The following is a 12,110-nucleotide window of genomic DNA, read 5'->3' as shown; positions in this document are numbered from 1 at the left end:
TGACGCGCGTATTACATCAGGGCCAGAGCAAAAAACCGCTCATCTATCAGGCCGTATAGATACACGCAAGCTTACCTACTGGTTGAAATCAAATTCTTCTTGCAAAACGGGTGGAGTCCATAGATACCGCGTTTTCAAATTAATGTAATGATCTTCAATTTATTAAAACGAGCCCCATGAGATATATGACAACAAATAAGCAATTGCACCCTCTTTTGTTAATCTTAATTACATTGACATGCTTTTTATCATCCGATGTATTTGGACAAACAGTAAATAATCCAGATTTGCACAAATTGCCGCAAGTTGGTTTTGATTGGGCCGTTCATCCAGAAATCAAACCAATCGCAAAAGTACGTGAATATGAAGAAGACCCCATTGTCTTCGATTCGCCAATTGCAGAGCGATTATGGAAAGAGATAATTCAACACACCATTGTCGATGTGTCTAGTGATTTCGCAAAAGAATTAATGACTGGGGGGAGCTTTATTTCATTAAAAGATAATTGCTACTTAGTAACTTATGATGCGGTCTACCATATATGCCCGAATAAAAAAGTTTTCGAACAATTTAGTCCTTCAAATCCGCCGGGTAATACATTGACAAGTGATTTTTTTGACTTGCCAAATGGTAATAAATGGGCACTAATTTCGACTAATAAATTAAGCCGCGGCATTATTTCATTTTCATTTTTTGCAGTTGTTATTACTAAAAATAAGAACGAAGAAGAAAATGTAAAAGCAACATTGCTCGCTCATGGTGTTGAAAACTCAGATGATCCACAGTCAGATGCGCCATGCGGAACTGTAGAGGACAGAAAAGGTCACAGCGAATTTAATAATAGTGCGACCAGTTATATTTCACATAGCATTACAAAAGATGTCGCGGGATATGCAAGCCAAATTTCCTTCACTGTATTTCAGCAAAATTGCAAAACGTTAAAAAGTACAAAGCTAAGGGAAAATTATATATTTTCTGGTAGTGATTTTATAAAAATACGAAAAAATTAAATGATCAAGTAAAGAAAATATAAATTTTAAATTTGTGATTGAAGCTGGGCCAAGACCGCCACATTTGCTTGATTTACGTAGTCAAGCGTTGGTCAACGAGACCGGCATTATTCCGCACGCGCATATTATTGAATACGATGCGATCAGTTCGTCGCTGGGAAATATATCGAAGGATTATCCTATTGTGACAATTTGCGCTTGCCCGCAAGATGCAGGCGCAGTGCAAGTAGCGCGTAATCTGCAACAGTTGGGCTATCGCTATGCACATCCTTTGCGCGGTGGTTTTGAAGCATGGAAAACAGCCATAGAAAAAAATTTAGCCGCTTGAGCGCTTGCCGCGTCGCCAGTTCTCACTACCAAATATAGCATCCTACCGAACCAAGGAGCGTGACAACACCATGTTCCGTTCCTCTATTTATCCCAATTTTTTTGTAAATTATTTTATTTGCGTTAACGGTTAAATAGTGTTAAATCAAAGTATTGACGTATGGAACTAATGCATAATCAAAATTCGTTTTTTGATTAATGCGTGATAAATCAGTATGTTAGCGTTTATGCCAATTTTTCTGGGCTAGGCTTCGTCACTATGCTATAGCCTTTTCAACCATTACTTTGTGCTATGTATAAATTACTATGCACAGTTAGTGGTTGAAATGATCAGGCAGAGCATACCGAGTTACGCCATTACGATTGGTAAGTAATGCTAGTGTCGATATCAGCTAAATTTTTCAATACCCGCGCAATAATTCTATTGAGCTTTTTTCTGCTGCACGCTTCAAATGCTGCTGTGCCACAGAAAGATGTCGATGCACTCATTTTGTCCACCAAAGGTAACCTGAGCGCCGAGCAACTTGCTCCAGCGATAGAGCAGTTACGCGCTTGGCACCTTGATGATCCACAAAATAGCCACCTTGTTTATGACTTAGCGGTATTGCTGGATAGAGCAGGTGATTATCCTGCAGCAAGTGCATTTGCTCCGCAGATTATCAAAAATGACGCTCAAGTTTATGCGCTCAGCGCAATTGCGCATGCCACGCTTAAATCCGGCCACTTTCAAGAGGCTGAAGCGGCATATCAATTATTAATTGCTAAAACGCCCGATGATATCAATGCCCATGTCGGATTAGTGTATGCGTGGATGGGGCAAAAGCGCATACAAGATGCGTTGGATTATGCACAGCGCATATTGCCAAGTAGGGAGGAAGATTACTCAGTCGAGCAAGCCCCCATGTTGGTCGCATTGGCCGAGCTGTTTGAGCAGCGCAATGACTGGGTGCTTGCAGCTAGCAGTTATCAAAAGGTACTGCAGCTGACCCCTGATTTTCGTTATGCTAAACGTCAGTTAGTTTTTGCGTTAAGTCTGGCTGGTATCCCTTATTTGGCGAACTTTTATGCAAAACGCGATCTGTCTATTTTTACTAAAGAGGAACAATATCAGCTTGAACATGCTGACATCGCACTTACTATCCACTTTGGAGAAGCGCAATTATCTTCTGACAGCGCACGTTCCCGGGTAAATACGACTGATATTGCGCTCAACGAAAATGCCGAATTGATTCGTCAACCAGAGCAATTAACCAAGTCAAAATTTGATCGGATAGTTGCTTTAGATGACCGTGGCTATATGGAAGAAGCGGTGCTGATTTATCAAGAGCTGATGGCGGCCAAGATTGCTATTCCGTTGTATGTAAAATTTGCGGTAGCCGATGCTTATGCCTATTTGGAGCAACCAGACAAAGCGCGTGATCTGTATCTTGAAGAATTGGCAGAACTTGGCGCTGCCGACTTTGGCACATTACAGAAGATTCAAATCCCGTTAATTTACGCTTATTGTGATACCGGGCAGTATCGTGAGGCAGAGTCACTGGCAGAACAGATCGTGTCGAACCAGGCGAAACTTGCTGAACACAATAAGACGGGCGCAAGCACTAAGAGCGAAGATTATTTACGTGCGCTTGAAGTTGCCGTTTATGTGCAAAAAAGTGAAGATCATCTCAATCTTGCCGAAGAGAGGCTGACAACTTTGCATGCACAGGCGCCATTCAATAATGATATACGCACTAGCTGGGCATCTTTGTTGCTAGCACGAGATCATCCACATGCAGCACTAGATGAGTATTCAATGATGGTGCTCGACGTACCCTCTTCGCTGGATGCGAACATCGGCCGCGGTGAAATTCTGTTGTCTCAGAATGAGTTGAGTCAGGCCAAAAATATACTGCCGCCATTGATCGATAATTACCCAGAAAATAAAGTTGTGCTGCATTACTCACGCCAACTGGAAAGTTATAGTCAGCCATTTTATCGGATAGAAACCACGATTGGCCGCGGCGCAGCCCAAGGCGGTGCCGATTCAGTAGCCAGTGCCATTATCTATTCAGCGCCATTTAATCTCGAACCAAATCCGGAGTCGAATGAATTTGCGACGGATAGCTGGAGCAGTAATCGTTTTCGCCTGTTTACTCAACTGAGTTATGCCGAAGGCGAAACTGTCAACAATGTCAATGCGTCGCGTAGTCGTCTGAGTGCTGGAATGGATTATCGTGCAAGTGATATTACGGCAGAAGCCTCGGTCAATCACACCGTAAATGACAACCGAAACAACGGCATTGCTTTGGCAATGAGTTTGACGATTTCTGATAACTGGCATACACGTGCCGCAGTTGATACCAATATCATCGATTTACCAGCCGCTGCGCTGAATCTAGGCGTGACTGCGAAGCAAGAAACGCTGGAAATCGACTGGAGCAAAAATGAATCGCGCAAGGCCGGAGGCGAACTTTCCAGCACCCAGTTTTCGGATAGTAATGTGCGCGACTTTGCGCATCTCTGGTGGCAGGAGCGCTGGATTAGCGAACCCGTTTTTAAATTGGATACGGTGCTTGGCGTGTCCGCTTCAACCAATAGTCAGATGAACCTCGCTTATTTCAACCCACCGCACGATAAGGAATTAGATCTGGATATTAAAGGTGACTGGTTGACTTGGCGACATTATCAACGGTCTTTTAAACAACGATTTGACTTTTCAGTCGGGCAGTATAGTCAGAGCGGTTTTGGTTCTGGTGCAACGGCAGGATTACGCTATGAGCACGAGTGGGCTTTTGAAAACGAATTAGCATTCACCTATGGTTTGGGACGTAATTTTCATCCTTATGACGGCGAGCGGGAATACCGCAACTATATCTATTTGAATTTATCTGGGCGAATCAAATGAATTGGCTTTTTATTTCACACTTAATGATGGTTGCGCGCACGTCATTGCACACCCAAAGGGCTGCCTGCATGATGCTCGTTGTGGCGTTGTTATCCACTGGAATAGCATCTGCTCAAACTGTTGAGTTAAGCTCGGCCGAACAACTGTTGACAGCGGTGCCTGCCGCTAATGACCCACCGCAAAGTTTTCGCGTGTTGTGTTATCACGATATACGTGACAATTTGCAGGAAACCTTTAAAACCCAGCCAGAGGCAACAGCCGTAGATACGATCGAGTTGATCCGTCACTTTAGCTGGCTAAAAGAAAATGGATATCATCCTGTCAGTCTCCAGCAGATCATTGATGCCCGCGCCGGGCATGGCACATTGCCGGATAAAGCCATATTACTGACCTTTGATGATGGCTACAAAAGCGTCTTTACCAAGGTTTTCCCGTTATTGAAATTATTCAATTTTCCGGCGGTGATCGCCATCGTCGGTGATTGGATTGAAACTCCGCCTAATGAACAGGTCCTGTTTGGCGACAAACTACTAGCGCGCGATCAGTTTGCCAATTGGGAAGATATTCGCACGATGGTGGCCTCCGGTTTAGTCGAAGTCGCTTCACATACAAATAATTTACATAAAGGCATAATGGCTAATCCGCAGGGTAATTCGTTTCCGGCGGCAATCTCACGCTATTACCGCCCGCAAAATTCAAGCTATGAATCCAATGACGAATATAGCGAACGCATTCAATTGGATTTGCAGCGCAATTCAGAATTGATTGAACATCAATTGCATAAAATGCCGCGCGCCATGGTGTGGCCTTATGGCAGATATAACCAGGAAACTACCCAATTGGCCGCCAAAATGGGTATGCCGATTACGATGAATCTAGATTCTGGGCCAAACACGCCAGATCAGCCATTGGCACGGATGCGGCGCACACTAATTAACTTCAATACAGGTGTGGCCGAATTAATCCAGATGTTGCATGAGCCAGCCGGCTATACCGGACGACAAGTGCCAATAGAGCGCGTTATTCATCTGGATCTTGATTACATCTATGACCCTAATCCGGTACAGCAAGAAATCAATCTATCCAGAGTGCTTGATCGGATCAAACGTCTGCATCCGACGACTGTGTATTTGCAGGCCTTTGCCGACCCTGACGGAGATGGCGTAGCGGATGAGGTGTATTTTCCTAACCGCCATTTACCAATGCGGGCAGATTTATTTTCGCGGGTTGCATGGCAACTCAGCACGCGCGTTGGCGTCAAGGTCTATGCATGGATGCCGGTCATGGCATTCCGGTTGCCCGAATCCGATCCGGCTGCATCACATATAGTTCAGGTAATGCCGGATGCGCCGTCGACGGCATCACAAAATCGCTACCATCGTCTATCCATCTTCGACCCACTGGTACGCAAAACCATACTTGAAATTTATGAGGATCTGGGAAAATCAGCCATTTTTGACGGCGTGCTGTTTCATGATGATGCAACCCTGTCCGATTATGAAGACGCCAACCCAGCTGCGCTGGACTACTATCGGGAAGCTTGGCAGTTGCCTGATTCGATCAAAGAAATTCGTAAATCGCCCGAATTAAGATTGCGCTGGGCCGCCAACAAAACGGCCTATATTAATGCCTTTACGGTGACGCTGGCCGACACGTTACACAGGTATCAACCGAATCTGCATACAGCGCGTAATTTATATGCCCAACCTGTATTAAACCCTGAGTCAGAAGAATGGTATGCGCAGAGCCTGCCTAGTTTTTTGGCGACCTATGATTTTGTATCGCTCATGGCGATGCCCTACATGGAGGGCGCAGCAGATCCTGAACGCTGGTTAGATCAGTTACTGCAAAAAGTACATGCCGTTCCAGGAGCTTTAGATAAAACCATATTTGAACTGCAAAGCCGTGATTGGAAAACCAGTCAGCCCATTCCATCGGAAACGCTGGCAGCACAAATGCGCTGGCTGCATTTAAATGGGGTGCGTAATTTTGGTTATTATCCAGACGATTTTCAGGCAAATGTACCGCAAGAGGACATCATAAAACCTGTCATTTCTGTTGAAACTAATGTGCCGGTGAGATGACGATGAAACTAGACATCCTCCTGTTCGATTTTACTTTTTACTATCCGCTGTTCATGGCTTATTTATGGATGATCGGCGGCTTGACTTATTATTTTCGTTACGAGCATAAAAGTCATCGCATCAAAGATCCACTGACGTTATTAAAGCAAACACCGTTAGTGTCGGTGATTGTGCCTTGCTTTAATGAAGAAGAAAATGTGGCTGAAGTTGTTGATGCGCTGTCCAAACTGAATTACCCAAACTATGAAATTATTTGCGTCAATGATGGCAGCACAGATCACACAGGTCATTTGCTGGATGAACTAACTAAAATTTATCCTACATTACGCGTAATTCATCAAGCCAAAAATCAAGGCAAAGCGGTTGGTCTGGATACGGCGGCGCTGGTATGTCAAGGTGAATTCCTTTTATGTATGGATGGCGATGCGATTCTTGATCGTGATGTCATCCCCTGGATGCTGCAACATTTTGAAGAAGGCCACCGGGTTGGCGCCGTCACCGGTAATCCGCGTATCCGTACTCGCTCTACCTTGCTGGGGCGACTACAGGTGGGTGAATTTTCGTCAATTATCGGTTTGATTAAACGCACCCAACGTATTTATGGCCGGATATTTACCGTCTCAGGTGTCGTAGCCATGTTTCGGCGTCGCGCTTTGCTGCAGGTCGGATTCTGGAGTCCAGACATGTTGACCGAAGATATCGATATAAGTTGGAAACTGCAAACGCATCACTGGGATATTCGTTTTGAACCCCATGCCCTGTGCTGGATCTTGATGCCGGAAACCTTGGCGGGGTTATGGAAGCAACGTCTGCGTTGGGCCATGGGCGGCATTCAGGTTATCAAAAAATATGGTCATACGTTATGTTCTTGGCGTATGCGCCGAATGTGGCTGATTTATGCGGAATATCTGACCTCCGTATTTTGGGCATATTCAATGGCACTGGTTTTGATTATCTGGTCGATTGGACTTCTGGTTCATTTGCCACAGCGTTGGCAAGTCACGATTGTTCCGGGCTGGCATGGGGTTTTAATCGGTACCACGTGCTTACTGCAAATACTCGTGAGCATGTTGCTGGATCGTCATTATGACCATAAAATATTCCGTCATTTTTTTTGGATGATCTGGTATCCGCTAGCTTATTGGGGGCTCAATATGGCAACCACTATTTGGGCGGTACCCCGAGTATTTATTCGCAAGCGCGGCAAAAGAGCGATTTGGATTAGCCCGGATCGCGGCTTGCGTACGCCAACTAAGCGAATTGAAATTAGAAACCCGTCGGACTTCGTACCGCCAAGTTCGGTGGTAGACACAATAACCAAAGACAAATGAAAACTCTTATTTTTGAAAACCCGGAGCTCGCACCTTTGCCCAATCGTATTGGGTGGACTTTTTTTACAACATTTTTCTGGATTGTGTGGGTATATTTATGGATGCCACTAATTACTCTGGTCATTTGGGCACTAGGATTTAATTATTATGACGATCATTTTCTTCATAACTCACCGAGTGAGTTACTTGACCTTAGAAATCTGCTCGTTTTTTACTTGAGTATTATCGTCACTTTGGGCGGTAGTTTATTACTCTGGGCCAGAACTGAATACATGCGCTTTCGTAATGTTCACCGACGTACGCGCCCGTTACCGGTAGCCATTGAAGACTTGGCCGAATTTTCTGGGGTTAAGCCTGAAATAATGGCGAAATTAAGCACTGTAAAGCACATGATTGCTCATCACGATGAGCACGGTAAATTTCTGTATGCGGATTTTGAAGATTGATTCCAATGGATTACGTCACACTAGCTATCTATAAATTTTGCCGTTTATAGCTTTTGGCTATTTTGTAATGTCACTTTCGCAAGCTGGCGCGATATTCATTTCCCCTTATGCCTCCCCGGTAGATTTTCATTGCCCGTTTCCCCAATCCGTTGTTACATATTCCAGTGGCGAATGGTTGGGAAATCGACTACAACTAAGAAACGACGATTTGAATATCATGGCAATATCAGGTAGATATGGTGATCGTGGCAATAATGAGCTGATTTAACTCCCCCATTTATTGTTATAAAGGCTTTATTTTATACAGCGATATGCCTGAAAATACCAAACTCATCGCGATAGATCAGGTCAAGATCGGCATGTTTATTAAGCTCGATCTGAGCTGGTTCGAACACTCATTTCCTATGAGTTCGTTCAAAATTACTAATGATCAGCAAATCAAGCAGTTGCACGCACTAAAACTCAAGCATGTACGTTATGTGCCGGAAAAAACCGATCTTGCGGTACTGCGTCCTGGGCTTAATCCTTCGGCGTCAAATTCTGCGGCTAGTGCAACTACTACAATAACGCCACAGCCAAAGGGCGAGCACGGAGCTGGGGCGGAATCAGACCCAGCAGTGCCAGTATTTAATAACATTATTGAAGCCAAAAAAGCACGCTTTGAAAAGCTCCAAAAACAGCGCAACGAAATCGCCCGTTGCGAAGCCAAGTTTGTGCATGCTGCGACAGTCGTTAAAAATATAAATAAATTAATTTTTTCGCAGCCGAAAGAAACCATGCTGGAAGCGAGTAAATTAATTGACAGTATTGCGGATGTTTTTTTAACGGGAAACGACGCGATCATGCATTTGATCCAGCAGAAAGAAGGTAGTGAAGAAGTGTATTTTCATTCGCTGAATGTCTCGGTTTTGTCGATGATGCTGGCGCATGAAATGAAATGCACTGAGGCGCAAATAAAAACGATCGGAATTGCGGCGCTGTTTCATGACTTGGGTAAGGTGAATATCCCCGATCATATTAATAGAAAAACGACAGCCTTAACTACGGCAGAGCAGCATATTTTTGAATTGCATGGCGAATATGGTTTGGTGGTTGGGCAAAAAGCCGGCATGGATAAAGTGGTGTTAGACGTGATTATCAATCACCATGAATTTATGGATGGGAGCGGCTTTCCGCATAAATTAAAAGGGGATGCAATCCGTATCCCAACCCGCATCGTAACGATAGCCAATGTCTACGATAATCTTTGTAATCACATCGACCCGAATCAATCATTAACCCCGCATGAAGCATTGTCGTTAATGTATGCGCATCGGCGTGCGCAATTTGACGGTGCGGTGATGGCAACGCTGGTCAAAAGTTTGGGCGTGTACCCACCGGGAACGCTGGTCAGGCTTTCCAATGATGCGGTGGGTTTGGTGATGAACGTGAATGTCGGTATGCCGCTGCGGCCGCGCATTTTGGTTTATGACGATGAAATACCAAAAGAAGACGCGATTATTTTGGATCTGTCGGTGGAAAGTAAGGATTTGGCTATCAGTGCCAGCATTCGTCCAGGGCTGCTTCCCAGGCCGATTTATGATTATTTAAATCCGCGCAAGCGTGTTAATTATTATGTGGATTCGCAATCGAAAAGTGAGAAATCCGCACCTGCTGTTGGTCGTTAAATGGATACCTAAGCAATGCCAACGGACTCCAATCCTGCGCCTGGCAAACTGAATGCGGGTTTGTTAAAGAAGATGATCGACCATAGTCGGGAAGCGGTGATGGTCGTGGATGCGGCAACCCTGACTTTGCTGAATGTGAATTTAAATGCGTGCCAGATGCTCGGTTTTTTGCCGGAAGAATTGTTGGGCAACGCTTTATCCTTTGTAGAATGTTCTTTGCTGGATTTATTCTTTTGGGAGGAATTGGCGCAGGAGCCTTTATTTGAGGGTACCCGCATTGCAGAAACTGAATGGATGCGGAGTGATGGCACCTCGTTTCAAATCGAAAAACGCATCGCGAGTTATGCCGAGGGCGATCAGCATTTTTGGATTATTTACGCAGAAGATCTGACGCGGCGTAAAGCGATTGAACATCAGCAATTGCATTTGGTTTCGCAGTTACAAAGCTCCTTAGAATCCACTGCGGAAGGCATACTCGCGGTGAATTTATTTGGACATGTGGTTAACCTGAATCGTCGCTTTGCCCTGATGTGGAATTTGCCGGAAGAGTTACTGTTAGAGCGTAAAGAAAATTATATGTGGGAGCACATCATTGCCAGTTTGAGTGATGGCAGCGGCCTGACAGCGAGCTTAAAAAAAGCGCATATGGAACCGCATATCGAATCGGAAGACGTGCTGGCTTTACGTGACGGACGTTATTTTATCTGCGTATCGAAACCCGAATTTGTACGCGATAGTTTGATCGGGCGAGTTTTTAGCGTGCGCGATATCACCACTATGAAAAAAATCGAAACAGACTTGCTTGCTGCGCGCGATATTGCAGAGCAGGCGAGCCTGGATAAATCACGCATGCTGGATGCGTTGATCGTCAGTGAGTCGCGCATGCGGCGCTTAGTGAATTCGAATTTAATTGGGATTATGCAAGGTGATCTCAAGGGGAAAATCACTGAAGCGAACGAGGTCTTGTTGCGCTTGTTTGGTGTAGCGCGAGAAGAGTTTAATCGCATCGGGTTAAATTGGCTAAAATTGACCACGCCAGAAAATCATAAAACTTATGAACATGCGCTAAATGAATTGCGCATGCATGGGCAAGCACCGCCATTTGAAGTGGAGTTAATCAGCAAAACAGGTGCTCAGTTACCTGCCATGGTGGGTTTGGCTCAGTTGGAAGGATCGCATACCGAGTGGGTTGGCTTTGTGCTTGATTTAACTAAGCAGCGCGAATCTGACCGAATTAAATCTGACTTTATTTCCATGGTTAGTCATGAATTAAGAACCCCGCTTACCTCTATTCACGGCTCTCTTGGTTTGGTAGAAAGCGGTGTGTGCGGTGAAATACCGTTGAATGCGATGAATTTAGTCAAAATCGCGCTAAAGAACAGTAAGCGCCTGGGTGTTTTGGTAAATGATTTGCTGGATATGGAAAAACTGGCGAATGGGAAAATGGTTCTTAACAGTGAGCGCTTTAATTTGGTGGCACTGACTAGACAGGCAATGGAAGCAAACCTCGGATACGCACAAACATTTAATGTGGCGTTTCGCTTTGATGAACACCCAGACCATGCCTGGGCTATGGGTGATACAAACCGCTTGATGCAAGTGTTTGCTAACTTATTATCGAATGCGATTAAATTTTCCAAGGACGGAGACTGTGTTGAAATAAAGGTGCTTGAAGGGGCTGGCGTATTTCGCGTTGAAATAAAAGATCGCGGCCCCGGTATTCCGGTCGCATTTTTGGATCGAATATTTAAAAAGTTTGCCCAAGCCGATGATGGGGATACCCGGCGTCAAGGTGGCACTGGGCTAGGGTTGAATATTACTCAAAACCTGGTTGAAAAAATGGGCGGGGAAATTGGGTTTGAAAGTGAAGTGGGAGTGGGGAGTGTGTTCTGGTTTACTGTGGTTGCTGGTGTGCAGAGGCGGGATGATCGTGTCAGGGATAATGAGGTGTAGGTAGGTAAATTAGGAGATTGGTTATTGAACTGATTGCTTGCAGTGCTGGTGTTGTTGAAGCTGCTGTTGAAGTTGGTGTTGAAGTTGTCGTTGTTGTTGAAGTTGCTTTTGATCTACCTCCACTTCTAGTTCGGCCGGTTATTTTACGGATAAATGGATTAGAAAGGTTCGCTGTTTGAGCCGCAGGCGAGTTTCGAACTTTTCCCATTTATTCGTAAAATAATCGGGGTTTCCGAAATAGCGTGGTCGCCTTTTTTGGGTTACCTTTTTTGGCGAAGTGTATAGACGTGAGACATGGGTAACACCTGTATCAGGACATAGGTAACACTATTGGGCATCAAGAATGATGTCCAATCGGAGCCGCCATTATGACCTGGAATACAGCCAATACTATGGACTTACGTT

Annotated in this window: 9 protein-coding genes; all 9 read left to right on the top strand. The window is 44.8% G+C overall.

Translation table 11 applies throughout. From position 1 onward, the window contains the following. Positions 1–185: 185 nt before the first annotated feature. Positions 186–1,010 carry a hypothetical protein gene (locus tag S2091_RS23495; RefSeq protein ID WP_105534414.1) on the top strand — a complete coding sequence of 275 codons (825 nt, stop codon included), beginning with the start codon at positions 186–188 and terminating at the stop codon, positions 1,008–1,010. 64 nt (positions 1,011–1,074) lie between these two features. Further along, the gene (locus S2091_RS23490) at positions 1,075–1,338 is read left to right on the top strand and encodes a rhodanese-like domain-containing protein (protein WP_165795087.1); all 264 of its coding nucleotides are present in this window, start codon (positions 1,075–1,077) and stop codon (positions 1,336–1,338) included. Positions 1,339–1,761: 423 nt separating this feature from the next. Then, entirely contained in the window at positions 1,762–4,224 is a 2,463-nt protein-coding gene (pgaA, locus tag S2091_RS23485) for a poly-beta-1,6 N-acetyl-D-glucosamine export porin PgaA (RefSeq protein ID WP_165795086.1), read from the top strand. Beyond that, a complete protein-coding gene (pgaB, locus tag S2091_RS23480) occupies positions 4,221–6,308 on the top strand; it encodes a poly-beta-1,6-N-acetyl-D-glucosamine N-deacetylase PgaB (protein ID WP_243405549.1) in 2,088 nt (695 codons plus the stop codon). The genes pgaA and pgaB overlap by 4 nt, the downstream gene beginning before the upstream one ends. Before the next feature lie 2 nt (positions 6,309–6,310). Continuing rightward, complete coding sequence (gene pgaC / locus S2091_RS23475; protein ID WP_105534411.1) at positions 6,311–7,639, top strand: poly-beta-1,6-N-acetyl-D-glucosamine synthase; 1,329 nt, start codon at positions 6,311–6,313, stop codon at positions 7,637–7,639. After that, the gene (gene pgaD, locus S2091_RS23470; protein WP_105534410.1) at positions 7,636–8,085 is read left to right on the top strand and encodes a poly-beta-1,6-N-acetyl-D-glucosamine biosynthesis protein PgaD; all 450 of its coding nucleotides are present in this window, start codon (positions 7,636–7,638) and stop codon (positions 8,083–8,085) included. The genes pgaC and pgaD overlap by 4 nt, the downstream gene beginning before the upstream one ends. Before the next feature lie 311 nt (positions 8,086–8,396). Beyond that, positions 8,397–9,752, top strand: a complete 1,356-nt coding sequence (locus S2091_RS23465; RefSeq protein WP_105534409.1) for a cyclic di-GMP phosphodiesterase — start codon at positions 8,397–8,399, stop codon at positions 9,750–9,752. A gap of 15 nt (positions 9,753–9,767) precedes the next feature. Next, positions 9,768–11,705 (top strand): PAS domain-containing sensor histidine kinase, encoded by a 1,938-nt coding sequence (locus S2091_RS23460; RefSeq protein WP_105534408.1) that lies wholly within the window; start codon positions 9,768–9,770, stop codon positions 11,703–11,705. 17 nt (positions 11,706–11,722) lie between these two features. Further along, positions 11,723–11,884 (top strand): hypothetical protein, encoded by a 162-nt coding sequence (locus S2091_RS24185; RefSeq protein WP_165795085.1) that lies wholly within the window; start codon positions 11,723–11,725, stop codon positions 11,882–11,884. Positions 11,885–12,110 lie beyond the last annotated feature (226 nt).

The sequence above is a fragment of the Solimicrobium silvestre genome (assembly GCF_002976435.1).
In the GTDB taxonomy this organism is placed as follows: Bacteria; Pseudomonadota; Gammaproteobacteria; order Burkholderiales; family Burkholderiaceae_D; genus Solimicrobium; species Solimicrobium silvestre.
Note: the sequence above shows the minus strand (reverse complement) of the source record. Positions and strands in the feature narration are given on the sequence as shown.

What these genes read in the sequence shown, in the direction of transcription:
- pgaC (WP_105534411.1), top strand. Translation starts at nt 6,311, where the DNA reads ATGAAACTAGACATCCTCCTGTTCGATTTTACTTTTTACTATCCGCTG.
- S2091_RS23465 (WP_105534409.1), top strand. Translation starts at nt 8,397, where the DNA reads ATGCCTGAAAATACCAAACTCATCGCGATAGATCAGGTCAAGATCGGC.
- pgaD (WP_105534410.1), top strand. Translation starts at nt 7,636, where the DNA reads ATGAAAACTCTTATTTTTGAAAACCCGGAGCTCGCACCTTTGCCCAAT.
- pgaB (WP_243405549.1), top strand. Translation starts at nt 4,221, where the DNA reads ATGAATTGGCTTTTTATTTCACACTTAATGATGGTTGCGCGCACGTCA.
- S2091_RS23460 (WP_105534408.1), top strand. Translation starts at nt 9,768, where the DNA reads ATGCCAACGGACTCCAATCCTGCGCCTGGCAAACTGAATGCGGGTTTG.
- S2091_RS23495 (WP_105534414.1), top strand. Translation starts at nt 186, where the DNA reads ATGACAACAAATAAGCAATTGCACCCTCTTTTGTTAATCTTAATTACA.